This is a genomic window from Nocardioides sp. LHG3406-4, from assembly GCF_049897745.1.
Taxonomy (GTDB): domain Bacteria; phylum Actinomycetota; class Actinomycetes; order Propionibacteriales; family Nocardioidaceae; genus Nocardioides.
Genome location: NZ_JAFCWV010000001.1, coordinates 400,914 through 425,103 on the forward strand (window position 1 = coordinate 400,914; position 24,190 = coordinate 425,103).

Below are 24,190 nucleotides of genomic sequence, written 5' to 3' on the forward strand. Positions count from 1 at the left end.
TAGATCATCCGCCCTGCGTGCCCCGCTAGGGACTGGATTGGCGAAAAACCAGGTCGACGAAGTAGTTGGTGCCGTTCCACGAGTTGGTGGGGAGCCCTCCACCGCTCCCGTAGACGTAGCGACCGTTGCCGGACGCCGGCGCCGAGAGCGGCCCCACGGTCCGACTGTCAGCGAAGTATCCCGGTGTCGCCGAGTAGTGGCCCCGGGGCGCGTAGTAGGAGACGACGTAGGTCTGGCCCGCCGTCAGCGCCACGGGCGTCGCGAAGGTGGCGGTCTGCCAGCCCGAGGAGCTCTCGGCGGTGAACGTGACCGTGCCCAGCCGCGTGCCGCCGGCACTCCAGATCGAGCCGGTGTGCACTCCGGTGTTGCCGGCCCCCTTGAAGAACCTGACGCCCTGCGCGGCGCCGTTGACCGACGGCGTGAAGGCGACGCCCAGCTCGACCGGCCCGCTGTCGTCGACGGAGGTCGTCTGCGGGACCACCCCGGTGAAGAGCGAGACCGTGCCGCTCGACGCGCCGTCCGGTGCCGTGCGGAAGGTCCAGGTCACGGTGCCGAGGGTCGCGCCCTCGGTGGAGGTCACCCCCGAGAGCGTGACGGTGATCTCCGCGTCGGCCGGCAGGGCGGTAGCGGGGTCGAACACGATCGTGCGGCCGTCGGTCGACAGGGTCGCCGTGCCGGCCAGGCTGGTGGTGCCCTGGCGCAGCGTCATGGTGTAGCCCGGCTGCACCGGCTTCGTGAGCACGGCCTCGACGGAGACGTCTCGGGCGACCCCTGTCGCGCCGGGGCCGGGGGTGCGGCTGGCCACCGCCACCGTGGCCGGGGACTTCTCGAACACCACGTCGGCGAAGTAGTTGGCCGAACCGGTGGAGTACTGGGGGAAGCCGCCCGCGGGGGCGTAGAGGAAGCGACCGTTCTCCTGTGGCGCCGTCAGGTCACCGGCGGTCCACGGCTGGGAGAAGAACCCGGACGTGTAGGAGTAGTGCCCCTGGGGCGCGAGGTAGGAGACGACGTAGGTCGTGCCCTCGGAGACCGACACCGGCGAGGACAGGCGCGCCGTCTGCCATCCGCTCGGCGTCTCCCCGGCGAACGTCACCGTGGCCAGTCGCTGGCCGGTCGCGCTCCAGAGCGACCCCGTGTGGGTGCCGGCGTTGCCCGCGCCCTTGAAGAACCTCAGGGCGGTGACCTGGCCGTCGGCGGTCGGCGAGAACGCCGTACCGACCTCGATGGGAGCTCCGTCGTCCGCCGCCTGGACCTGCGGCACCTGGTCGCCGAAGAGGGTCTGCTCGGCCGCCGCGGTCGCCGACCTCGTGCGGAAGGTCCACGTCTGGGCGGCCAGGACCGCGCCCTCGGTCGACCGGACGCCGGTGAGGTCGACGCGGATGTCGGCGTCACCGGGCAGCGGAGCCGCCGGCGTGAACCGCAGCATGGTGCCGTCGGAGAGCAGCTCGGTGGACCCGGCCAGGGACGTCGTGCCGGTCGCCGTCACCTGGCGGACGGTCATCGAGGCGCCGGCCGCGATCGGCTGGGTGAACCAGACGCGGACGGTGCTGCTGCGGGGTACGGCGACCGCGCCGGGCGCGGGATCCTGGGACTCGACGGCGATCGCGGGAGCCGGGCGCTCGAAGACCACGTCGACCATGTAGTTCTGCTGCGACGAGGCGGACGGGAAGCCAGCGCCGTAGGTGTAGGAGCCGGCCCCCGGAGCCACCCGGAGCGGCGGCCGCGAGAGGTCCGAGTCGGCGAAGGCGTTGGGCGTCACGGAGTACTTGCCGACGGTGGTGCGGTAGGAGGCGACGTACTCGGTGTTCTTGCTGACCGTCACGGGCTGCGCGAAGGTCAGGGTCTGCCAGCCGGAGGTGGACTCGCCGGTGAAGGTGCCCTCGGCGAGCTGGGTGCCGTCACTGGACCAGAGGGCGCCGGTGTGGGTGCCGGTGTTGCCCGCGCCCTTGTAGAAGCGCACCCCGGAGATGGTGCCGGCCACGTCGGGGTAGAACCGGACGCCGAGGGTCACCGGCGTGGAGTCGGGTGCCTCGAGCACCGTGGGGACGGTGGAGTCGTCGAAGAGCGAGCACGGGCACACGCCTGGGGCGCTGGGGGGCCGGGCCGTGGTGAACGACCAGGCCTTGCCGTCGGAGAGGGCGATCCCCTGCTGGTCGGTGGCGGCCAGTGTCGCGGTGTACCGGACGAACCCTGCGAGCGGCGAGGAGGGCGTGAAGGTGGCGGTGCGGGTCGCGGCGTCGTACGCCGTGCTGCCGGCGACGGTGTTGCCGGCACCGTCCTTCAGGGTCACGGCCACGCTCGCGGGGGCCACCGGCTTGGAGAACGTGGCACGCAGCGTGGTCGAGGTCGGCACGCTGGACGACCCGGCCAGCGGCCAGTGGCCGCTGGCCGTCAGCGGCGAGTCGTCGGTGGTGGTGAAGACGGCGTCCACGAAGTAGTTCGGTGAGCCGAAGCTGTTGATGGGGAACTGACCCACGTTCGCGTAGACACCGGACGCAGGGGCCCCGAACCCGCCGGCGATCGAGAACGGGTCGGCCTCGACACCGAGGGAGGCGAAGGCGTCGGCCTCGGCGGCGTAGTGGCCCTGAGGTGCCGAGTAGGACACCACCAGCGTCTGACCGGCGGTCACCGGGACCGGGCTGCGGAAGCTCACCTTCTGCCAGCCGGTCGCGGTCTCGTCGGTGAAGGTGGCCGTGGCCAGCTGCTGGCCGGCCGTGCTCCACAGCGAGCCCGCGTGGGTCCCGCCGTTGCCGGCGCCCTTGTAGAAGCGGACACCGGAGATGAAGCCGTCGGCCTTGGCAGTGAACCGCAGCCCGAGCTCGGCGGCCGAGCCGTCGTCGGAGGCAGGCACCTTCGGGACGACCGAGCCGAAGGCTGTGCACGGGCAGGTGACGGTGATGTCACGGGTGGCGGCCACGCCGATGTTGGCGCTGTCGTCGACGGCACGGACCTTGAGCGACTCGGCCCCGAGGCCCTGCTGGATGTAGTCGTAGGACCACGAGGTGGTCCCGCTGGCCGGGTGCCAGGTCGTGCCGCCGTCGGTCGAGACCTCGACCGCTGCGACTCGGCCCCCGACGTCGCTGGCGGTGCCGGTCACGGTGACCCGGGCGCCGTTGGCGCGGGTGGACCCGGCCGCGGGCGTCGTGAAGGCCGCGGTCGGTCGGGTGGTGTCGGTGGACGGGGCGGCTGCGACGAGGCCGGACTGGAGAGTCTTCGGCTGGGCGCCCATGTCGGCCAGCAGGTTGACCTGCGCCTGCTGCATCCGCGCGTCGGCGGGCTCGTTGGGGAAGGGGCTGTCGTGGACCGCGTCGAGGCCCCACGTCCACTGCACCGTCCCGGCACTGAACACGAGCGCACCACTGTCCGCGCGGTACATGGTCATGTGGTGCGTGGTCGTCCCCGGCTTCACCGTGTTGCCGAAGTCCTGGAGGTACTCGGGGGTCGGGCCGGTCGTCGTCGACAGCCGGATCAGGCCCTTGGGCCGGAAGCCGTTGTCGAGGTCCTCGTTGCTCTCGTAGCCGACGGTGTGCGGCGCAAGCGCGCGGGTGGTGCCCGTCGGCAGGCTGGCCAGCGAGGTGTTGCGCCAGAGCCGGAGCTTGCCCTCCTCGGCGGAGACCGTCAGCGCCAGATCGTCGTTGTTGACCATGTACATGGTGCCGATCAGGGCGTTCTCGGGTGTCCCCGCCCCTTGGCTCGGGGCGGCGTACCTGGGGTCGCGCCAGGTGCCGGTCCACTCGTCGGTCGGGTCGCTCTTGCGACGGTCCCAGGTCTCCTTGTAGGTCACCAGCGTGCGGTTCGGCGTGCTGCTCCCGTCGGCGCTCGGCTCGAAGCGGCTGCGCCAGTACATCTCGTTGCCGCTGAGGAACATCAGGTTGACGCCGGCGTCCCGGGCGGCTGTCACGTTGGCGCGCTGGGGTCCGGTCCAGTACTCGTCGTGACCGACGGAGAGGAAGGCCTTGTGGTTGGTCAGCAGCTGACCCGAGCGGTGGGTGTCGACGCCCGCGATGTAGCTGACGTCGTACCCGTTCTTCTCGAGGAAGCGCACCAGGGGGTACTCGTTGGACATGTAGAAGTCGCGTCCGCCGATGCCGCCCCGGGTGATCACGGGACGGTTGTAGGAGACCTTGTAGGCACGGCCGTTGGCCCCACCCCAGTAGTGGTTGGAGCCGCCGTAGTCGTTGTAGGCCTGCCACGTCGTGTCGGAGGTCTGGAACACCAGGTCGGAACGGCTGGCGTCGTCGCGCACGATGAAGGTGATGTGGCTGGTCTCGCCGGTGTCGGAGCGGTGCAGCCGCGCGATGTAGACGCCGGAGACCGCCGTCGACGGGACGGTCCAGGAGGCGGAGACCGCCCAGTTGCCGCAGTCGTAGAGCTCGGTGGTGACGTCGGAGATGCAGTTGGGCTGGTTCTGGGGCAGCGTCGCGCTCGGCGTGACGTCGGCGATCTTGCGGGCGCCGTCGCCGCCGTAGTAGCCGGTGCGGAAGATCCCGATCGTGTAGGCGCGGGCGTCGGTGTCGATCTTGAAGTCGACGCGCTGCCCGAGGTTGACCGAGATCTGGGTCGAGAAGCCCTGGATCGACGAGGCGCCGGCTCCGGAGATGTCGTCCCACTGCTCCATGGGCGTGCCCGGCAAGCTGTTCTCGCACGCGATCTTGTTGCCACCCGGGGCGCACGGGTCTCCCGCGGCGAGGGTGGGTGCCGCGGGCGCGACGATGACCAGCAGGGCCGCCGTCATCAACGTCGCGACGAGGGCAGCGAGCCTGGGCAGCATCTGTGATCTCCTGGTCGGGCTCTTCTGGGTTGTCATCGCGCCCATCCGGCGCGGCGGCTACGCTCCGGGCCATGACGCCAGGGCCGCGCATCCAAGCTTCCGCCGATGTCTCCGACGAGGCGACCATCGGCGACCGCACGCTGGTCTGGCACCTCGCTCAGGTGCGCGAGCACGCCGTCGTCGGCGACGACTGCATCATCGGACGAGGCGCCTACGTCGGGCCGGGCGTGCGCATCGGTGACCGGTGCAAGCTGCAGAACCACGCCCTCGTCTACGAGCCCGCCGTCGTCGAGGACGGGGCTTTCATCGGCCCTGCCGTCGTCTTCACCAATGACCTGATGCCGCGTGCGGTCACCGCCGACGGTCGTCTCAAGACCGGCGACGACTGGGAGGCCGTGGCCGTGGTCGTCCGCGAGGGCGCCTCGGTGGGCGCCCGCGCCGTGGTCGTCGCCCCGGTGACCATCGGTCGCTGGGCCATGGTCGGCGCCGGCTCGGTCGTCACCCGCGACGTCCCGGACTACGCGCTCGTCGTGGGCGTGCCCGCGCGCCGCGTCGGCTGGGTGGGGCCAGCCGGCGCGGCGCTGGAGCGACTCGACGAGCATCGGTTCAGGTGCCCCCGCACGGGAGCCGGCTTCGTCGAGTCCGACGGGGTGCTGCTGGAAGAGCTCCATCAGTAGGCCCCGGTCGATCTGGTCACAGCGGCGAAGGTCTTCAGCCCGATCCGCAGGTCCTCGCCGAGGTCCCAGTTGTCGGTGTACTCCAGGTCGAGACGCACCGACTCGTCGTGGCTGAGGTCTGAGCGTCCGCTGACCTGCCACAGGCCGGTGAGGCCGGGGCGTACGGCGAGCCGACGGCGCTCGTCCTCGTCGTACTCGGCGACCTCGGCCGGCAGTGCGGGGCGCGGGCCGACGAGCGACATCTCGCCCCGCACCACGTTGATGAGCTGGGGAAGCTCGTCGAGCGACGTCTTGCGGAGCAGGCCGCCGACCCGGGTGATGCGCGGGTCCTGCTTCATCTTGAAGAGGCGACCGTTGCCCTCGTCGAGCGCGACGAGCTCGGCCTTGCGCTCCTCAGCGTCGCTGGACATCGAGCGGAGCTTGTACATCGTGAACGGCGTCCCGTCGCGGCCCACTCGGGTCTGCTTGAACACGGCCGGACCGCGTGACTCGAGGCGGATGGCGATCGCGCACACGATGAGGACAGGCAGCGACACGAGCAGGATGGCCCCGGCGGCCAGGCGGTCCATCACGACCTTGCCGAGACGGTCGAGCCGACCGGGTCGCGGAGCCGCGACCTCGACCCCGGTGGCCGCGCCGAGCTGGAAGGGGGTGACGCGACGGCGGGAGACACCGTCGGGGAGCCCGAGCACGACCAGGCGGACGTTCGCCTCGGCCAGCTTCCAGGAGAGTCGCCGCAGGGCCATCGAGTTCAGGTGCACGGACGGCGCGATCGCCACCGTGTCGGCATGCCAGGCGGCGGCCATCTCGATGATCCGCTCGATCGAGGTGAGAGCGCAGGTCATCACATCGGGGAGATCGAGGGCTCGTTCGGTGACCTCGCCCAGGTGGCCCACCCCGACGACCTCGCAGCCACCGGAGCGCCGGAGCTGGTCGAGGGCGTGAGGGACGCCGTCGTGGTCGCCGACGAGCATCACCCGGCGGTCGACCTCGGCGCGGACGATCACGTTGTTGGCGCCGCGTGCCAGCACGCCCACGACGGCGAACTGGGCAGCGAAGCCGGCGAGGAGCTGGGAGGGACGGTCGACGCCCGACACCACGACCAGCACCGAGACGACGCCGAACGACGCCGCCTGGTGGCGGATGTAGGTGCTGATGCGCGCCTCGGCGCCGCGGCCGATGTCGCGTCGGGCCATCAGGACGCCCACGACGGCGGACACGCTGCCGACGGCCGTGACCACCGGGCCGAGGCCGGCCATGATGCCGATCGCGACGTCGGTGGTGAGGATGGCGAAGATGACGACGCCGACCCAGACGGCGTAGCCGCTCACGGGCCAGGCGAGGTGGCGGGTCCGACCCGCGCCGACGGCGAGCTCGAGCGAGGTCATGCCCGGGCCCTCGACTCAGGTCGCGAGACGGAACCCAAGACAGGAGAGCGCAGAACAGAAGAAGAGCGGTGGGCGGGGCCCTTCGTGCTCAGCTGACACATGAAGTGTCGCGAGAGGCCCCGCCCGTGCAGACGGCTCGAAGGGGGGGACTTCGAGGGTGCGGCCCGGCCGTGGCCCGCACCAGCCGTAACTGCACTCCGACGACGACCACACCGAACACGGTCTGGGCGCCGTCGGAGACTGGTTGCACTCGTGCTTGTCGCCATGTGACACCCCCCCACTCGTCTGACGAGAACAGTGTTCTTTACAGCGAACACCGTTGTCATACCCGGAATTGACGATCCTTCGCCCCTCTTTGACCCGGTCCTGCGAACGGGGTCGCAACCCGCTCCGGAGCGCGTACGGTGGCCCTGCAGACCGCCTAGGACAGGTGCCGCACCCGATGACGCAAGAAGACGATGCTCACGAGCCGTCTTCGCGTCGCGCCCGCCTGCGCGAGGCGGCGGCCCTGGAGATCAAGCAGGCCGCCCGCGACCACCTGCTGCGCTACGGCCCCGGAGAGCTCTCCCTGCGCGCGGTTGCGCGCGATGTCGGGCTGACGCCGTCAGCGCTGTACCGCTACTTCGACTCGCGCGGCGCCCTCGTCGCGGCGCTCAGCGCCGACGCCCTCGACTCAGCCGCCGAGGCGGTGTCGATGGCCGGCGCCGACCAGACCCGTCCGCCCGTCGAACGGCTCCGGGAGATGTTCGTGGCCATGCGCGCGTGGTCGCGCACCCACCGCTCGGAGTTCGAGCTGATCTTCGCCAACCGCGACGACCAGACCCGCCCCGACATCGCTCAGTCGGAGGAGATGCAACGGCTGGTCGCGCTGCCCCTGAGCGCCGCCCTCGAGGGCCTGGCCGACGGCAGCATCGTCGCCGGGCCGCGTACGGCGGCACTGAGCCCGGCGGTGGTGTCGGCCGTGGCCGCCCTGCCGGAGGACGTGGACCAGGAGCTCTTGGCCCATGCGATGCTCGTGTGCACCCGGTGCCTCGGCTGGCTCTACGTCGAGCACTTCGGGCTGGGCGCGTGGGCGGTCGACGACGCGGACGCCGCCTTCACGGCGTACCTTGACGGCGCCCTGGGATCGGGCCGGTAGAAGGCCCCTCTGCGAGCGTCAGGCCGTCGAGTGGAGCATCCGGCGAGCCGGCCAGCGCACGGCCGAGGCTGCCGGGGCCCGCGGGAAGCCCAGGGCCGCGTAGACCAGGGCGGTCACCAGCGGCCGGACCAGTCGCAGGTCGTAGCCGCCCGGCTCACGCTGCAGCACCAGCAACCACTCCTGCGCGTCCGGGTCGCACCCGTCGATGAGGAGCTGGGCGTCGTCGCCCCGGTCGATCGGTCCCTGCACAGGTCCGTGCCCCGAGGAGTCGACGGTCACCAGCTCGCGCTCGAACGCGGCCGCCACCCACCAGGCGCGCAGGCCGAGGAACTCCTGGAGTCGCTGGGCGAGCCACACCAGTCGGTCCTCGGGCAGCTCGCGGTCGCGGCCGTCGAGCTCGTCCATGCACTGTTCGATGAGCAACGTCCAGGCCTCCGGCGACGGCGACGCCATGATGCGGCCGTCTGGCTCGGAAACTGCTTCGTCCATGATCTTCGCTTCTCCCCACCAAGTGCGCCGATCACGGCCTCCCCAGGCCCGCACATGGGAACCCTAGAGGGGACGCAGGCCCCCGCGAATGGCCCATTTCGGGTACGTTGTCCGGTCGTCGATCAGGAGGGGCTCACGAGTTGAACTTCTGCTGCGTCTTGGCGAGGCCCTCGGTCACCAGGCACTCGACCGCGTCGGCGGCGTCCATCACCTGGAAAGGCAGCTCCTTGCGCTCAGCTGAGGCGTAGTTGGACAGCACGAAGTCCGCCACGGGCTGCCTCCCGGGTGGCCGACCGATGCCCGCCCGCACCCGGTGGAAGTCCCCCGTGCCGAGGGACGCGCGCATCGAGCGCAGGCCGTTGTGACCATTGTCTCCACCTCCCAGCTTGGCGCGCAGTGTGCCGAAGGGGATGTCGAGCTCGTCGTGGACGGCGACGATGTGCTCGGGCGACACCTTGTAGAACTTCGCGACGGTCGACACCGCCCCGCCGCTCTCGTTCATGTACGAGCGCGCCTTCATCAGTACGACGCGCGGTCCCGGCGTGCCCGGCGCCCCGAACCGGCCCTCGACCAGCTCGGCCCGGCCCGAGCGGTCGGCCTTGAACGCCTGTCCCATCCGCTGGGCGAGCTCGTCGACGACGAGGTGCCCGACGTTGTGGCGGTGCCCAGCGTAGGAAGGACCGGGATTCCCCAGCCCGACCACCAGCCACACGTCGCTCGTCTGGTCGGCCGTCATGGCTGGAGTTTCCCGGTCCCTTCGCTGCGTGCTGGCGCCGAGGCGGCCGCGTCGCGACCACCTCGACCGCCAGCGACGGATCACTCGGTGGCGTCGCCCTGGGCGTCGCCGCTCTCGGCACCGCTCTCGGCGGACCCTGCCTGCGCGTCGGCGATCTCGTCGTCGGACGGCTCATGGACGATGCCGGCGTCGGCCTCGGCCTCTTCGAGCTCGGCCTCCAGCGCGGCCTGCGAGACCTGCTGGGTGACGTTGATGATCAGCGTCTCGGGGTCGGTGAGCAGCGTGGTGCCCTCGGGCAGGACCAGGTCGGAGGCGTGGATCTGCGTGCCGATCGCGGCGCCCTCGATGTCGACCTCGATCTGCTCCGGGATGTGGGTGGCCTCGGCCTCGACCTCGACAGTGGAGTTCTCGGTGACGACCAGGGTCTCGGGAGCGGCGTCGCCGACCACGTGGACCGGCACGTCGACCGTGACCTTCTCGCCACGGCGTACGGCGATGAAGTCGATGTGCTCGATGACGCGGCGGATCGGGTCGATCTGCACCTCGCGGGCCAGCGCGAGCTGCGACTGACCGGTGATGTCGAGCTCGAGCAGCGCGTTGGCGCCGCCGTGCTTGAGAGCCATCATCGTCGCGTGCCCGGGAAGGGTCACGTGCACGGTGTCGTTGCCGTGCCCGTAGACGACGGCGGGGATCTTGTTGTCGCGGCGGATGCGGCGAGCCGCACCCTTGCCGAACTCCTCGCGGATCTCGGCGGTGATCTTCTCGGTGGCCATGCTTGTCTCCTGTGCAGCGTCGATGTGCGAACCGGTGGCTGCCCGCAGACGACGAACGCCGCGCTCCCGACAGGAGGCGCGGCGCAGAGGCTGAACCTGCCCTGTCGATCACGGAGTCGCTGTGCGCTCCCTCGCCGAGGCAACTACCCAAGACTACCCGCGGTCCGCCGGCACCGCCCAATCGACGTCCAGCCGGCCGGTGCGAGCCGTCGGAGCGCCGATGAGGGGACCTCTCACTGGGTGTGTCCCTATCGAGGCAGAAGCGCGCTTATCTGCCGATGGTCGGGCGTCCCGTGCGATCACCTCTGCTCCACACACGGCTGGTCGCGCCTGTCAACCGGCTGTGATGGTCGACGTGCGAGTCATCGTCCGACTGCTGGCGAGTTCCGCCCCGCACGGACCCCGGGTGTCCAGGCGGCCCGTGCGACGAGCAGTGCCGACGCAGGGAACTTCACCAGCAACCAGAAGGCTCCGTAGCCAAGCAACGTTCCGACAGTGTTGCCGATCAGTCGTCGATGTCCGCGATCCGCCCTGGGCTCACCGTCACCGACCCGGCGAGCTGCATCGTCTCGATACCGAGACTGACCAAGAAGCCCGACGCAGGCGACTACCGGGAGGAGCGACACCCGCCACGAACGACGAGGACCGCTCGTACGATGGAAACGGCAGCAGCACGTGCGCGCGATCACCCCCGGCGGCGTACACGCACGCGGTTCCGGGCGGCTACGCCGGAGCCGTGCTCTGCTCTTCAGCTGGATGGCACGGGCTCGCTATTGCGGGCTGCTTCGGCCAACGGGCTCGAGGAACGGAACCCCTTCCAGGCGCAGTAGACGCCGAGCGAGAGCTCCCAGGCGGCCTCCGGGAGCGTCAACAGGCCCGAGGGACCTTCGCCGTTCTTGTAGGCCCCTGCCAGGATCAGCAGGAACGAGAGGATCAGGATCGGGCCGCCGATCAAGCCCAACAGCGCCAGCCGCGGCGGCACGAGGGCTGACTTGTACATGAGGTAACCGAGCAGCAGCCCGTTGCCGATGCCGGCCACGAGCCCAGGCCCCCATTCAAAAGCCCACTCGTAGGCGTGCGCGAGGGTGTCACCCTGGGCTTGAAGCGCGACGGCCTCGCTGCCGCTCGCCCCGTTCATCGTGCTGATGACTGATACCAGCGAGAGCATGCTGACAAGGCCGATGATGGCAAAGACGGACTCGATGGTCCGGGCGGTCACGTAGCTGAGTGCGATCGTCTGACTCTGCCTGCGAGCGATTGGGTACAGCACAAGAGCGGTTCCGAGCTGAGTGACGACCAGACCGAACTCGAGTAGCGCGCCCCATTTCAGACTCGCCGAAGAGGCGTCTGCCGCGACGAACCGCATGTTGGTCCAACTCGCGCCCGCTCCGTCGATGAAAAGAAGACGCGCCGGAATGCTCGTCACGAAGGTCCCGATGAACAGCCATCCGAAGATCCGGCCGGTTCGACGCAAGTCCACGATCGACTCCCCTGGCAGTAGGACCAATCGTTATGCCAGAGCACCTGAACTGCATCGCCCGAATTGGGCAGTTCGACTCTCCTTGGATCCGTCTGACCACGCCGCGATGAGCGCGGTCGTGCTGATGAGCGGGCTGCCAGGCGAACACAACTCGAGATGCGTTCAAACGGTCAGAGTCCATGCGGGTGCGATCTGGGGCAGGCGACAACCCCAGTGTGTCTGCCCCGCCGGACCGCCCCGTCGAAACGCACTCATCTGCCGCCTTCCGCGCGGTTCGTGATGGCGGCCAGTCAGGCCGCAAAGCTGTCGCGCGCCGGCGAGCCCGTTCCCGGAACAGGTGTCGCAGCGTGGTGGCGATGCAGGTGACCTGAGCCAGCCGGTCGCTGAGATGGTGTTCTCGAACGACTTCGCCGGGCGACGGGACCACCCGAGGCGACTGTGGGCGACCTAAACCCGCCAGGCGTGCCGGATGGGCCGGATGGGCCGGATGGGCCGGATGGGCCGGAAGGTCGGCTGCTTGTCGTTCCACCCGACCCGGCGAACCGCTAAGGCCGTGGTGTTGGCCGGGCGTGCGAGCAGCAGCTGCGGTGACGCCGCGGTCCACCATGACCAGCTCGAGCCGGTCCGTGACGCCTTGCTGGGTCATGCTCCAGCATCAGTTCGCTTGCCCGGTTCTGGTGGGTTGAAGCGGGCACGACGAGCGCGGCCACCGGAAGGCCGGCCACGTCGACGGCCACGACGCGTTTGGCGCCCTTGGCCTGGCCGTACGGGCCACCCCGGTCATGGAACGTGAACCCCCCGTTCGAGGCCCCGCGGGCCAGATGGGTGTCGATGACGACCATCGACGGCTTCTCTTCGGCGCGTCCGTCGGCTCGGCGTGCGGCCGCATGCAGAACAGTCAGAGCCTGCGCTCAAGTGCCGTTGCGCGACCAACGGCGAAACTGCGACCAGACCCGCGTCCACGGTCGGAACGACGCGGGGAGGTAGAGCCACTGGCAGCCCGTCTGGGCGACGTACAGCATCGCGTCCACCACGCCCGCGCAGGTCATCGGCGTGCTTGCGGCCGCGTTTGCCCGCTGCGTTGAACACGGCTGCAGCAAGACCCACTGGTCGTCGGTCAGGCCACTCGGGTACGACATGCACCGGACGGTGACGACGCACTCCACCCGGGCAATAGGGACACACCCTGTCAGACGAGGTCCAGCGTCGCGCGCGACCGGCTCAGCCGCTCAAGGGCCGACAGCAGCGCCAGGCCGATCGCCACGAACACCAGCCCCACGACGAGCTCCTGGAGCACGAGGCCACCGACCTCGGAGAGCGCTCCGCCGGCCGCGACCTCGCGCGCCGCCTCGATGCCGTGGGTCAGCGGCAGCACGTCGCCCACCGCGGCCATCCAGCCCGGCAGGTCGTCGGCGGAGACGTTGACGCCGCAGAAGACCAGCATCACCAGGAAGAGGATGTTGCCCATGGTGGCGCTCTCGCGCACGCGCAGCGAGACGGCGCCCATCACCAGTCCCAGCCCGGTGCACGACGCCGAGGTCACGGCGACCACGACGGCGATGGCCGGCCAGGCCGACCAAGGGATCGTGACCCCCAGCAGGAGGCCGCCGACGAGCAGGCCGAACATCGCGACCGCCCAGCCGTTGACGATCGCGGGCAGCGACCGGCCGAGGAAGAGCGGGATGCGCGGCGCCGGCGTGGTCAAGATGATGCCGAGGGTCTGCGAGTAGCGCTCGCCCCCGATGGTCGCGCCCATCGCGAACAGGCACGGGATCGCCGCGTAGTTGAGGGCGTTGCCGATGAGGTAGAACTCGTCGTTGCCCACGCCGGCGCTGCGGCCGATGTAGGCGAACAGGAGCACCTGGCAGACCGGGGACACGAGCAGGGCCGGCACCAGGATCCACGGGTTGAGCCAGTTGAACATCGCCCGGTAGCTGATCAGCCCGCCGATGAAGAAGATCCGGAGGCTGGTCACGTCAGCGCCAGCGTCGCGTTGCGGCGGGCCGAGTCCACGAGTCGCCGGCTGAGGTAGGACCCCAGCGCGGCGTACGCGATGCCGAGCGCGAGGCAGACGGCCAGGTCGCCCCACGGGCTGCCGCCCGAGGCGGACTCGCGGATCGCCGCCATCGCCCAGGTGGGCGCGAGCGACCAGGACAGCGGCTGGAGCACGTCCGGCAGCAGGCCGAGCGGGACCAGGAAGCCGCAGAGGAGCCAGCCGGGGTACTCCAGCGCCGCGCCGAGCGCCCAGCTGGTGCGGTAGCGGACGGCGGTGACCGAGAACAGGAAGCCCAGCATGGCCACGGTGACGCACGCCATCGCCAGGCTGAGCACGAAGAGCGGCCAGCTCGCGATGTGGAGCTCGATGCCGAAGACCAGCCAGTCCCAGATCATCGTGGCCACCACGCTGTAGAGGCCCAGGGTCGCCATCGCCAGGGTGCTCGGCAGCAGCACCATCGAGAACGGCGTCGGCGCCGCCACGACCAGCTCGAGGGTGCCCGCCCACCGCTCCCGCGACAGGAGCGTCGCTGCCGGGACCATCATCGCGGTCCACACGCCCATCACGGCGGCGCCGAGACCGGCGTAGAGCATCGCGTTGGGGTCGTTCTCGACGCGGTAGACGAGCAGCGCGGACGTGGCGAACATCAGCGGGAACACGATCGACAACAGGCCCTCGAACGGCGACATGGCCATCACCTTGAAGTTCAGCCAGTAGCAGACCCACAGCTGACGAAGCCGGAGCCTCATCCGCTCACCAGCTCGACGTAGGCGTCCTCGAGGGTGGGCTCGCGCTGGCTCACCCTGCCGACGCGTACGTCGCCGAGCCGACCGAGCACCTCGTGGGTGACCTCGGCCCCGGTGTCGACCTTGACCACCAGCAGCTGGAGCTGGCCGCGCTCCTCCAGGGTCGCGGAGGCGACGCCGGCAACCTCCCCGACCGCCGTGACCCGGTCGTCGGGCAGCCCGTAGGTCTCCACCTCGAGCACCCGGCCGCCGCTGACCCGTTGCTTGAGCTGGTCCGGGGTCCCCTGGGCGACGATCTCGCCCTTGCGGATCACCGCGATCCGGTCGCAGAGCTCGTCGGCCTCGAACATGTAGTGCGTGGTGAGCAGCACGGTCTTGCCCTGCTCGGAGAGGGTGCCGATCGTGGCGCGCAGCTCGCGGGCGCCGACCGGGTCGATGCCGATGGACGGCTCGTCGAGGAAGAGCACCTCCGGGTCGTGCAGCAGGCCACGTGCGATGTGGAGGCGCTGGCGCATGCCCCGGGAGTAGCCCTCGACCCGCTCGCCCTCACGACCGCTCAGCCCGACCAGCTCGAGGAGCGAGCCGATGCGGGCGCTCTGCTCGCGCGGGGGGACGCCGTACAGCTCGGAGAAGTAGCGCAGGTTGTCGAGCCCGGAGAGCCGCTCGTAGAGCCCGCGGTCGCCGCCGAAGACGTAGCCGATGCGGCGGCGTACCTCGCGGACGTCCTCGACCACGTCGCGCCCCAGCACCCGCGCGCTGCCACCGGTCGGGAGCAGGAGGGTGATCAGCATCTTGATGGTGGTGGTCTTGCCGGCGCCGTTCGGGCCGAGGAGGCCGAAGAGCTCGCCCGGAGCGATGTCGAAGGTGACTCCCTTGACCGCCTCGACGTCCTTGCGGGTGCGCCGCACGACCCCGGTGTGGGTGCGGAAGGTCCGGCGCAGGTCACGGGCTTCCACGGCGAGGGTCACCCCGGGAGGCTAGCCTCACCGGTCGCAAGGTCGGGCTAACCTCGGGCCGTGTCCCTCACCCTGAGCGAAGCCCGTGCCCGCGCCGCCCTCGTCACGGACGTGGCCTACGACATCGACCTCGACGTCACCGACCGGGACACGTTCAAGTCGACCACCACGGTCCGCTTCACGTGCCTGGCGGACGGGACGAGCACCTTCCTCGAGCTCTTCGACGCGACCGAGGTCGAGGTCACCGGCGCCGACGCGTGGGAGCACCGCGACCACCGCATCCACCTCACCGGGCTGGCCGCCGGCGCTCACGAGATCACCGTCAGCGGCCGCCTTCCCTACGTCACCAACGGTGACGGCATGCACACGTTCACCGACCCGGCGGACGGGGAGACCTACGTGTCGGCCTACCTCGGCATGGACATGGCCCACCACGTCTTCGCCTGCTTCGACCAGCCCGACATCAAGGCCCCGCTCGCAGTCACGGCGATCGCTCCCGAGAGCTGGATCGTGATCGGCAACGGCGTCGGCACCCGCGACGCCGGCGACTGGACCTTCGCCACGACACCCCCCATCTCGCCGTACCTCTTCGTCCTCTGTGCGGGGCCCTGGCACTCCGTCACCTGGGAGTACGCCGGGCTGCCCTTCGGCTGGCACGCGCGCCGCTCTCTGGCGCCACTGCTCGACCGGGACGCCGAGGTGCTGCGCAGGATCACCGAGGCGTGCTTCGACCACTACACCGCGACGTTCGCGCCGGCGTACGCCTTCGACTCCTACGACCAGGTGCTGGTGCCGGAGCACAACTGGGGTGCTCTCGAGACGCCCGGCGCCGTGACGTTCCGCGACGAGATGCTCTTCCGCGGCGAGCCCACCCCGATGCAGCGGGTCGCCCGGGCGAGCGTGATCGCGCACGAGATGGCGCACATGTGGTTCGGCGACCTGGTGACGTTCGCGTGGTGGGAGGACTCCTGGCTCAACGAGTCGTTCGCCGACTACATGGGCTTCCACGTGGCCTTGCACGCGGTGGGCGAGCCGGACGCGTGGACCTCGGTGGCGCTGCGCCGCAAGACCACGGGATACCGCGCCGACGCCCGCCGCTCGACCCACCCGATCGCGGAGGACGCCGAGTCGATGGTCGATGTCGACACCGCCTTCGGCAACTTCGACCAGATCACCTACGCCAAGGGCAGCGCGACCCTGCGCCAGCTCGTCACCTGGCTCGGCGAGGAGACCTTCGTCGCCGGCGCGAACGCCTACCTGAGCGCCCACGCGTTCGGCAACGCGACGCTGTCGGACTTCCTGACGGCGCTCGACGACGTGTCCGACCGCGACGTGCGCACCTGGGCGGAGCGGTGGCTGCGCACCACGGGCTTCGACACGCTCCGCGTCACCCGCCGCGGCGACGTCCCCGTCCTGCAGCGCGACGGCTCGCGACCGCACCGCCTCACCGTGGCGGCGTACGACGACGACGGCCGGCTGGTCGGAAGCCGCCTGGTCGACCTCGCCGACGAGCCCGTCGAGCTCGCGGAGTACGCCGGCCGCGCGGTGCTGCCCAACTCCGGCGACGAGACCTTCGCACAGCTCGACCTCGACGAGCAGACGTGGGCGTTCCTGCGCTCGCACCTCTCGTCGATCCAGGACCCGCTGGCGCGGGCCGTCGCCTGGTGGGGCGCGGTGTCGTCGACGCGCGCCGGCACCCTGCCGGTGGACGACCTCCTCGGCCTGGTCGCGCGGCACCTGTCCGTCGAGCGGCACCCGATGGTGTTCGAGGGCGCGCTGAGCCTCACCTCCGACCTCGTGGTGACGCCGCTGCTCACCCCGGAGGCGCTTGCCGGGGCCGAGGAGGTGGTGGCCGCGGCGTGCACGCTGGCGCTCGCCGGGCCGCTCGAGCCCGCGCTCGCCGTCGCCGCCGCCCGCGGCCTGGCGCACACCACCTCCGACAGCGCCCTGCTCCGGGAGTGGCTGGCCTCCGGGCGGGTCGAGGGCTTCGAGCTCGACCGCGACCTGCGCTGGCTCGTCGTACGCCGCCTGGTGGCGCTGGGTGCCGATCCCACGATCATCGACGCCGAGCTCGCCGACGACCCGACGGCGTCGGGACAGCTCGGCGCCCGCGCCGTGAGGGCGGCCATCCCGACCGCCGAGGCGAAGGCCGCGGCCTGGGTGGAGATGTACGACGGGGAGCCGTCCAACCGCGTGTTCACCGCGACGGCCGCCGGCTTCTGGACCGCGGGCCAGGCCGACCTCGTCGCGCCGTACCTCGCGAGGTACGCCGCCGAGACACCGGCCGTGGCCGAGCGCCGCGGGCAGGCCTACAGCCTGGTGGTAGGCAACGCCTTCCCGTTCCTGCCGCTCGCGACGGCCGACCTGCAGGGGCTGCGCGACGCGTTGGCCGCGCGCCTCGAGGCGGGCGTCACGACCGTGCTGGCCCGCACCTGGAACGACCGCCTCGACGACCTCGACGTGGCGCTGCGACTGCGCGGCTGAGGCTGCTGCCCCGGACGCCTCAGGCGTGCCCGTCGAACATGCTCGTGACCGAGCCGTCCTCGAAGACCTCGCGGATCGCGCGCGCCAGCAGCGGCGCGATCGACAAACAGGTGAGGCTGTCGAACCTCTGGTCGTCGGAGAGCGGCAGGGTGTTCATCACGACGACCTCGGTCGCCGGGCTGTTCTTGAGCCGGTCGACGGCCGGGCCGGAGAGGATCGGGTGGGTCGCGGCGATGATCACGCCGGCGGCACCGTCGGCCATCAGCGCCTCGGCGGCCTTCACGATCGTGCCACCGGTGTCGATCATGTCGTCGACGAGCACGCACATGCGTCCGGCGACCTCGCCGACCACGCGGTTGGCCACGGTCTCGTTGGGCCGGTCGGTGCGGCGCGTCTTGTGGATGAAGGCCAGCGGTGCGCCGCCCAGGCGGGCCGACCAGCGCTCGGCCACCTTGATGCGACCGGCGTCCGGGGAGACGACGGCGAGGCGCTGGTCGCCGTACTTCTCGCGCACGTAGTCGGCCAGGATCGGCAGCGCCATCAGGTGGTCGACGGGGCCGTCGAAGAACCCCTGGATCTGGTCGGCGTGCAGGTCGACGGTGATCAGCCGGTCGGCGCCCGCGGTCTTGAAGAGATCGGCCATCAGCCGGGCCGAGATCGGCTCCCGGCCGCGGTGCTTCTTGTCCTGCCGGGCGTAGCCGTAGAACGGCATGACCACCGTGATCCGCTTGGCGGACGCCCGCTTGAGGGCGTCGACCATGATCAGGTGCTCCATGATCCACTCGTTGATCGGCGCCGTGTGGCTCTGGAGCACGAAGGCGTCGGAGCCGCGCACGGACTCCTCGTAACGGATGTAGATCTCGGAGTTGGCGAACTCATACGCTGACTGCGGCACGAGACCACAGCCGAGCAGGGTGGACACCTCCTCGGCGAGTTCGGGATGCGCCCGGCCACTGAAGACCATCAGGTTCTTCTCGGTGGTCCGCTTCATTCCGCTCACGGTGGGTGGCTCCTCGATCGGGGGTGGAGTGCCGTTCAGGATTCTGTCCCACCCGAGGCGTCGGCCCCAACCCCGGGGTCCACCTGTCGTTCATCAGCCGCTTGCCCGGCGCTCTCGGCCGCCTCGGCCTGAGCGGTCCCGGGCCGCTTGGACTGCGCCCAGCCCTCGATGTTGCGCTGCGGACCGCTGCTGACGGCCAGGGCCCCGGGAGGCACGTCGCGGCGTACCACCGTGCCTCCTGCGGTCCCGGCGCCGTCGCCGATCGAGACGGGTGCGACGAACGTGTTGTTGGACCCGGTGCGGGCGTGGCGTCCCACCGTGGTGCGGTGCTTCTCGACGCCGTCGTAGTTGGCGAAGATCGTCCCGGCGCCGATGTTGGTGCCCTCCCCGATCTCGGCGTCACCGACGTAGGACAGGTGCGGCACCTTGGCGCCGGCGCCGATCCGGGCGTTCTTGGTCTCGACGAAGCCGCCGATCTTGCCGCCGGCGCCGAGGACGGTGCCGGGCCGCAGGAACGAGAACGGTCCCACGGTCGCCTCGTCGCCGATGACCGCCAGCTCACCGTGCGTGCGTACGACGCGGGCGCCGGCACCGATCTCGCAGTCCTTGAGGGTCGAGTCGGGCCCGACGACGGCGTCCTCGCCGACGACCGTGGCGCCGAGCAGCTGGGTGCCGGGCAGGATCGTGGCGTCCTGGCCGAGCACGACGTCGGCGTCGATCCACGTGGTGGCGGGATCCATGACCGTGACGCCGTCGCGCATCCAGCGGGTGACGATGCGGCGGTTCATCTCGCGGCCGAGCTCGGCCAGCTGGACGCGGTCGTTGGCGCCCTCGGTCTGCATGACGTCGTCGATGGTGTGCGCGCCGACGGTCAGGCCGGCGTCCCGGGCAATGCGCACGACGTCGGTGAGGTAGTACTCCCCCTTCGCGTTGTCGTTGCCGATCTGCGGCAGCGCCTCGACGAGGAACTCCGCGTCGAACGCCAGGATCCCGGAGTTGATCTCCCGGATCTCGCGCTGCTCGTCGCTGGCGTCCTTCTCCTCGACGATCGCCTCGACGTCGCCCTCGGAGGTGCGTACGACGCGGCCGTAGCCGAACGGGTCGGCCACCAGTCCCGTCAGGATGCTCACGGCCCGCTGCGCGGCCTCGTGCTCGGCGGCGAACGCCCGCAGGCTCTCGCCCTCCAGCAGCGGGGTGTCGCCCGCGGCGACGATGACGGTGCCGTCGGTGTGCCCGACCGCCTCCATCGCGACCCGGACGGCGTCCGCCGTACCGTCCTGCCGCTCCTGCACCGCCAGCAGCACATCGGGCACCAGGGCCTGGATGTGCGGTCCGACCTGCTCGCGCTGGGTGCCGACCACAGCGACGATCCGCTGCGGCTCCATCGCACTGACCGCGGTGAGCACGTGTCCGATCATCGAGCGCCCACACACGGGGTGGAGCACCTTCATCGTCTTCGACTTCATCCGGGTGCCACCACCCGCCGCCAGGACGATCACCGTGAGGTTGTCCATGCTCCTGCCTTCCCCATGGGGTCGCTTTGCTCGCAGCTCCCCGGGTAGGAGTCGAACCTACGTCGCTAGTCCTGATTCAAAGTCAGGCGGGCCCTGCCGGCAGACCAACCGGGGATTGACCGGACAAGACTAGGGCCCGCCGCGGATCCCTGCCGGATCGGGAGGTTACCGGGGCTTGCCTGCGCTTCACGGGGGTTGCAACCCCCGTGAGGCGACGGGATACCCGGGTACCCGGGTATCCCAACAACTAGCCCACCACGGCGACCCAGTCACCGCCGGATGGGGAGGTTACCGGGGCTTGCCTGCGCTTCACGGGGGTTGCAACCCCCGTGAGGCGACGGGATACCCGGGTACCCGGGTATCCCAACGATCCGATCCCAACGATCACGACAGCTCCCCCACCACCGAGTCCACGACGGCGACCCAGTCGCCGCCGGTGGCCTCGGCGACGCGCCGCTGCCGCTGGTACGACGCGCCCCTTCGCGGGATCTCCTCGACCAGGGCCAGGTCGTCGGCGCAGCCGAGGCGCCGGGCGACGGGAGCCAGCCGCTCGAGGAGGTCGTCGAGGTCGTCGAGCAGCAGCCGCTCGTGGGAGGCCTCGTCGAGGATGATCCAGGCGTCCAGCCCGTAGCGGGCCGCTCGCCACTTGTTCTCCTGCACGTGCCACGGCGGCATGGTGGCCAGCTCCTCGCCCGCGTCGAGGCGGTCGCCGAGGTCGGCCACCAGGCAGTGCGTGAGCGCGACCAGCGCCCGCATCTCGTCGTACGTCGAGACGCCGTCGCTGATGCGCACCTCCACGGTGCCCAGGTGCGGCGCGGGCCGGACGTCCCAGCGGATCTCGTTGATCTCCTCGATCACGCCGGTGGTCAGCAGGTCGCCGGCGTAGGCCTCGAACTGCGGCCAGCTCTCGAACTGGAACGGCAGCCCGGCGGTGGGTAGCTGCTGGAACATCATCGCCCGGTTGCTGGCGTAGCCGGTGTCCTGGCCGGCCCACGCGGGCGAGGAGGCGGAGAGGGCGAGCAGGTGCGGGTACTGATTGAGCAGGGCTGACACGATCGGCACCACGTGCTCACGACGCACCCCGACGTGCACGTGCACGCCCCAGATCAGCATCTGCCGTCCCCACCACTGGGTGCGGGAGATGAGCTCCTCGTAGCGGTGCCCGGGCGTCAGCAGCTGCTCCGACCACTCGGCGAACGGGTGGGTGCCGGCGCAGTAGAGGTCGGCTCCGAGCTCGCGCGCGATCGGCCGCACCTGGTCGACGAGGTCCCGGAGGTCGGCGACCGCCTCGCCCGTGGTGCGGCACACGCCGGTCGTCAGCTCAACGGAGTTGCGCAGAAGCTCGCGATGCAGTCGTGGGTTGGCGCCGTGCCGGCCCTGGTAGGCCTGGAAGACGCTGTCGGCCGCGTTGGCGAGGTCGCGGGTCTGCCGGTCCACGAGGGCGAACTCCCACTCGACGCCGAGCGTGTCGCGCTCCGATCGTGCGAAGTCGATGGCCACCCGCTGATCGTCGCAGAGTCCAGGTGAGAGCACACCGATCGAGGAAGGTGGCGCTGGGCAGTTCTTCCAAAGGGATCACCGATCCCATCACATCGCGCTAGCGTCACCGCCCTCGTCACCCAACTCCTCAGAGGTCGAACAAGTGCGTGTATCCAGGTTCACCATCGCCGTCGCCATCATCGGTTCAATGGTCGGCCTTGTGTCGAGTCCCGGGGCTTTGGCGGCACCCGGATCCACGGCGACCCTGAGCTCCTCTGCATCGACGGTGTCCTCCGGCGGCACCGTGCAGTTGACGGGCAGGGTTCCGTCCTTGGCAGTCCGCCGCCCCGTCGTACTGCAGCGCTCCACGGGTGGATCGTGGCAGCGAGTCACCACCAAGAAGACCGCCGCCAACGGGCGGTTCGCCTTCCGGGCCGTCGCCACCGGAGTACCTGGAGCGCGGGTCGCCTACCGCGTCCTCGCGCCACGCCGCGTGGTGGGCAGGTCCGTGTTGGGCAAGGTCACCACGCCGACGCGGCGTGTCGGCATTCGCATCCCGGCGGTGCAGCCACCTCCCGCTCTCGGAACGCGGGAGAACCCGTTCCCGATTGCCACGGGCTTCACTCAGGGAGACTGGGGCCTTGTTCTCAGCCCCACTGATACCGATGCTTGGCCCGAGATCCGGACAGCAAACATGTTCAACGAGGCCCCGCTGAACGGGTGGGCCTACGTCACGGTGCCGGTCACGTTCACCTACCGGGGTGCGACGCAGGAGGCGCCTTGGCTCGACGTGGACATCGACTTCCTCGGCAGCGACGGGGTGATCTACGACCGAATGAGCGGTGACCAGTGGTGTGGAGTAATCCCCAACAGCAGTGACGACATCGACGACCTGTATCCGGGTGCCAGCGCGACCGGCAACGAATGCGCCGTAGTTCCCACGTCGGCCATCGTGGGTGGCCTCTGGCGGATCTCGACCGAGTACGACGAATACGTCTTCGCGAAAATCGCCTAACCCGTGACAGGGGCGATGCCCTACGGGGAGCCATTGACCCGATTCTCGTCCGTGCCTCTTTCGTCTGACGAGGCTTCGTCTGACGAGGCTGCGGCCGCGTCATGGATATGCCTGTTGTGGCGCCCGTCCAGCCGATGCTCGCAGGGGTCGCCCCGGCACACGGAGCCGCGGTGCCGGCATGCTGCCCGTGGTCGGTGCGCCGTCCACCGGTGCCGGCCAACGCGCACCCCGCCGAAGTCACTGTCGCCGCTCTGACCCCGCTGATGCGCCTAGCAGCGTCCTAGCCACGAGCGGGTGTCCTTCGCCGACTGCGAGCAAACGCACCTGGCGAGTGAGGAAGGCGCGGCTCCGACATGCCCCGAGTCTCAGCGAGTGACCGCAACATGACACGAGCCCTATCGTGGTCAGAGTGGACCTGCCCGTGATGCCGCCCGTCCAGCCGATGCTCGCCAAACCCGTCGAGAGTGTGCCCCGGGACGACGGCTACAGCTTCGAGCCGAAGTGGGACGGCTTCCGGTGCCTCGTCTTCCGTGACGGCGACGAGGTCGAGCTGGCCAGCCGCAACACGAAGCCGCTGACCCGCTACTTCCCCGAGATCGTGGCGGCCGTCAAGGAGCAGCTGCCCGAGCGCTGCGTGCTCGACGGAGAGCTCTTCGTGGCGCTCGGCACGGCCGACGGGGGCGAGCGGCTCGAGTTCGAGAGCCTCCAGGAGCGCATCCATCCCGCCAAGTCGCGCGTCGACATGCTCGCGGAGACGACGCCGGCCGGCTTCGTCGCGTTCGACCTGCTGGCCCTGGGCGACGAGTCGTACGTCGACCGGCCGTTCGCCGACCGCCGGGCGGCCATGGAGTCGGCGCTCAGCGGTCTGGCCGGGCCCTGCTTCCTGACTCGCACGACGACCGACCCGGCGGAGGCCGAGCAGTGGTTCACCGAGTTCGAGGGCGCCGGGCTCGACGGGGTGATCGCGAAGCCGCTGGCCGCGCCGTACGCCGAGAACGTGCGCACCATGCTGAAGATCAAGCACGAGCGCACCGCCGACGTGGTCGTCGCCGGCTACCGCGAGCACAAGACGTCCACGGCCGAGAAGCCGCTGCTCGGCAGCCTGCTCCTCGGCCTGTACGCCGACGGCGAGCTGCAGCACATCGGGGTCTCCGCGAGCTTCACCGCCAGCCGCCGCGCCGAGCTGATCGAGGAGCTGCAGGGACTCGTCTGCCCTATCGAGGAGCACCCGTGGGGACGCTGGCAGGAGTTCCTGACAGCCAACCCCGACCGGGTCCCCGGCACCCAGAGCCGGTGGAGCGCGGGCAAGGACCTGTCGTTCACGCCGTTGCGGCCGGAGCGGGTGCTCGAGGTGAAGTACGACCACATGGAGGGCCGGCGCTTCCGGCACACCGCCCAGTTCAAGCGCTGGCGGCCCGACCGCGACCCGGAGTCGTGTGGCTACGAGCAGCTCGAGGAGCCCGTGTCCTACGACCTCGCCACGGTCCTCGGCGGCTGACGTGGACGGAGCGGGCGTCGCGGGCTGGGAGCGGCGATAGGATCGAGAAC

General features: G+C 70.4%; 18 protein-coding genes and 1 tRNA gene. 5 read left to right on the forward strand and 14 right to left on the reverse strand.

Features of this window, described 5'->3' with window-relative positions; all coding sequences use genetic code 11:
* Window positions 1-25: 25 nt before the first annotated feature.
* A complete protein-coding gene (locus ACP7BP_RS01925) occupies window positions 26-4,807 on the reverse strand; it encodes a DUF4082 domain-containing protein (protein ID WP_426241962.1) in 4,782 nt (1,593 codons plus the stop codon).
* Window positions 4,808-4,842: 35 nt separating this feature from the next.
* On the opposite strand from ACP7BP_RS01925, the gene ACP7BP_RS01930 reads away from it, so the two are divergent.
* A complete protein-coding gene (locus ACP7BP_RS01930) occupies window positions 4,843-5,448 on the forward strand; it encodes an acyltransferase (RefSeq protein WP_426241964.1) in 606 nt (201 codons plus the stop codon).
* On the opposite strand, the gene ACP7BP_RS01935 is transcribed toward ACP7BP_RS01930, so the two are convergent.
* A complete protein-coding gene (locus tag ACP7BP_RS01935) occupies window positions 5,442-6,836 on the reverse strand; it encodes a sugar transferase (protein ID WP_426241966.1) in 1,395 nt (464 codons plus the stop codon). The two genes, ACP7BP_RS01930 and ACP7BP_RS01935, sit on opposite strands and share 7 nt — an antisense overlap.
* Before the next feature lie 442 nt (window positions 6,837-7,278).
* Here ACP7BP_RS01935 and ACP7BP_RS01940 point away from each other — a divergent pair, with 442 nt between their 5' ends.
* Window positions 7,279-7,974 carry a TetR/AcrR family transcriptional regulator gene (locus ACP7BP_RS01940; protein ID WP_426241967.1) on the forward strand — a complete coding sequence of 232 codons (696 nt, stop codon included), beginning with the start codon at window positions 7,279-7,281 and terminating at the stop codon, window positions 7,972-7,974.
* Window positions 7,975-7,992: 18 nt separating this feature from the next.
* Here ACP7BP_RS01940 and ACP7BP_RS01945 read toward each other — a convergent pair whose 3' ends face one another.
* From ACP7BP_RS01945 to ACP7BP_RS01980, 8 genes are all read right to left on the reverse strand, one after another.
* Entirely contained in the window at window positions 7,993-8,463 is a 471-nt protein-coding gene (locus tag ACP7BP_RS01945; RefSeq protein ID WP_426241969.1) for a hypothetical protein, read from the reverse strand.
* 133 nt (window positions 8,464-8,596) lie between these two features.
* Window positions 8,597-9,199, reverse strand: a complete 603-nt coding sequence (gene pth, locus ACP7BP_RS01950; protein WP_426241971.1) for an aminoacyl-tRNA hydrolase — start codon at window positions 9,197-9,199, stop codon at window positions 8,597-8,599.
* A gap of 80 nt (window positions 9,200-9,279) precedes the next feature.
* Window positions 9,280-9,972 (reverse strand): 50S ribosomal protein L25/general stress protein Ctc, encoded by a 693-nt coding sequence (locus tag ACP7BP_RS01955; RefSeq protein ID WP_426241973.1) that lies wholly within the window; start codon window positions 9,970-9,972, stop codon window positions 9,280-9,282.
* A 748-nt stretch (window positions 9,973-10,720) separates the two neighbouring features.
* Window positions 10,721-11,452, reverse strand: a complete 732-nt coding sequence (locus ACP7BP_RS01960) for a DUF4386 domain-containing protein (protein ID WP_426241975.1) — start codon at window positions 11,450-11,452, stop codon at window positions 10,721-10,723.
* Between the two features lie 911 nt (window positions 11,453-12,363).
* Window positions 12,364-12,591, reverse strand: coding sequence for a transposase (locus tag ACP7BP_RS01965; RefSeq protein WP_426241977.1), 228 nt, complete (start codon window positions 12,589-12,591; stop codon window positions 12,364-12,366).
* A gap of 50 nt (window positions 12,592-12,641) precedes the next feature.
* Window positions 12,642-13,427, reverse strand: coding sequence for an ABC transporter permease (locus ACP7BP_RS01970; protein ID WP_426241979.1), 786 nt, complete (start codon window positions 13,425-13,427; stop codon window positions 12,642-12,644).
* Window positions 13,424-14,197 (reverse strand): ABC transporter permease, encoded by a 774-nt coding sequence (locus ACP7BP_RS01975; protein ID WP_426241981.1) that lies wholly within the window; start codon window positions 14,195-14,197, stop codon window positions 13,424-13,426. The genes ACP7BP_RS01970 and ACP7BP_RS01975 overlap by 4 nt, the downstream gene beginning before the upstream one ends.
* Entirely contained in the window at window positions 14,194-15,162 is a 969-nt protein-coding gene (locus tag ACP7BP_RS01980) for an ATP-binding cassette domain-containing protein (protein ID WP_426241982.1), read from the reverse strand. Before ACP7BP_RS01980 ends, ACP7BP_RS01975 begins: the two co-directional genes overlap by 4 nt.
* 48 nt (window positions 15,163-15,210) lie before the next feature.
* Here ACP7BP_RS01980 and pepN point away from each other — a divergent pair, with 48 nt between their 5' ends.
* The gene (pepN, locus tag ACP7BP_RS01985; RefSeq protein WP_426241984.1) at window positions 15,211-17,634 is read left to right on the forward strand and encodes an aminopeptidase N; all 2,424 of its coding nucleotides are present in this window, start codon (window positions 15,211-15,213) and stop codon (window positions 17,632-17,634) included.
* A 19-nt stretch (window positions 17,635-17,653) separates the two neighbouring features.
* Here pepN and ACP7BP_RS01990 read toward each other — a convergent pair whose 3' ends face one another.
* From ACP7BP_RS01990 to ACP7BP_RS02005, 4 genes are all read right to left on the reverse strand, one after another.
* A complete protein-coding gene (locus tag ACP7BP_RS01990) occupies window positions 17,654-18,634 on the reverse strand; it encodes a ribose-phosphate diphosphokinase (protein ID WP_426241986.1) in 981 nt (326 codons plus the stop codon).
* A 35-nt stretch (window positions 18,635-18,669) separates the two neighbouring features.
* A complete protein-coding gene (glmU, locus tag ACP7BP_RS01995; protein WP_426241988.1) occupies window positions 18,670-20,148 on the reverse strand; it encodes a bifunctional UDP-N-acetylglucosamine diphosphorylase/glucosamine-1-phosphate N-acetyltransferase GlmU in 1,479 nt (492 codons plus the stop codon).
* 36 nt (window positions 20,149-20,184) lie between these two features.
* A tRNA-Gln gene (locus tag ACP7BP_RS02000) sits at window positions 20,185-20,263 on the reverse strand.
* A 269-nt stretch (window positions 20,264-20,532) separates the two neighbouring features.
* Window positions 20,533-21,648, reverse strand: coding sequence for a glutamate--cysteine ligase (locus ACP7BP_RS02005; protein WP_426241990.1), 1,116 nt, complete (start codon window positions 21,646-21,648; stop codon window positions 20,533-20,535).
* A gap of 487 nt (window positions 21,649-22,135) precedes the next feature.
* Here ACP7BP_RS02005 and ACP7BP_RS02010 point away from each other — a divergent pair, with 487 nt between their 5' ends.
* Both ACP7BP_RS02010 and ACP7BP_RS02015 read left to right on the forward strand, forming a co-directional pair.
* The gene (locus tag ACP7BP_RS02010) at window positions 22,136-22,642 is read left to right on the forward strand and encodes a hypothetical protein (RefSeq protein ID WP_426241992.1); all 507 of its coding nucleotides are present in this window, start codon (window positions 22,136-22,138) and stop codon (window positions 22,640-22,642) included.
* 409 nt (window positions 22,643-23,051) lie between these two features.
* On the forward strand, window positions 23,052-24,140 hold the full coding sequence (locus tag ACP7BP_RS02015) for an ATP-dependent DNA ligase (RefSeq protein ID WP_426241994.1): 1,089 nt from the start codon (window positions 23,052-23,054) through the stop codon (window positions 24,138-24,140).
* Window positions 24,141-24,190 lie beyond the last annotated feature (50 nt).

Coding starts and splice junctions, on each gene's coding strand:
- pth (WP_426241971.1), bottom strand. CDS start 9,199: ATGACGGCCGACCAGACGAGCGACGTGTGGCTGGTGGTCGGGCTGGGG.
- glmU (WP_426241988.1), bottom strand. CDS start 20,148: ATGGACAACCTCACGGTGATCGTCCTGGCGGCGGGTGGTGGCACCCGG.
- ACP7BP_RS01935 (WP_426241966.1), bottom strand. CDS start 6,836: ATGACCTCGCTCGAGCTCGCCGTCGGCGCGGGTCGGACCCGCCACCTC.
- ACP7BP_RS01975 (WP_426241981.1), bottom strand. CDS start 14,197: ATGAGGCTCCGGCTTCGTCAGCTGTGGGTCTGCTACTGGCTGAACTTC.
- ACP7BP_RS01945 (WP_426241969.1), bottom strand. CDS start 8,463: ATGGACGAAGCAGTTTCCGAGCCAGACGGCCGCATCATGGCGTCGCCG.
- ACP7BP_RS01930 (WP_426241964.1), top strand. CDS start 4,843: ATGACGCCAGGGCCGCGCATCCAAGCTTCCGCCGATGTCTCCGACGAG.
- ACP7BP_RS01940 (WP_426241967.1), top strand. CDS start 7,279: ATGACGCAAGAAGACGATGCTCACGAGCCGTCTTCGCGTCGCGCCCGC.
- ACP7BP_RS01965 (WP_426241977.1), bottom strand. CDS start 12,591: ATGTCGTACCCGAGTGGCCTGACCGACGACCAGTGGGTCTTGCTGCAG.
- ACP7BP_RS01925 (WP_426241962.1), bottom strand. CDS start 4,807: ATGACAACCCAGAAGAGCCCGACCAGGAGATCACAGATGCTGCCCAGG.
- ACP7BP_RS01955 (WP_426241973.1), bottom strand. CDS start 9,972: ATGGCCACCGAGAAGATCACCGCCGAGATCCGCGAGGAGTTCGGCAAG.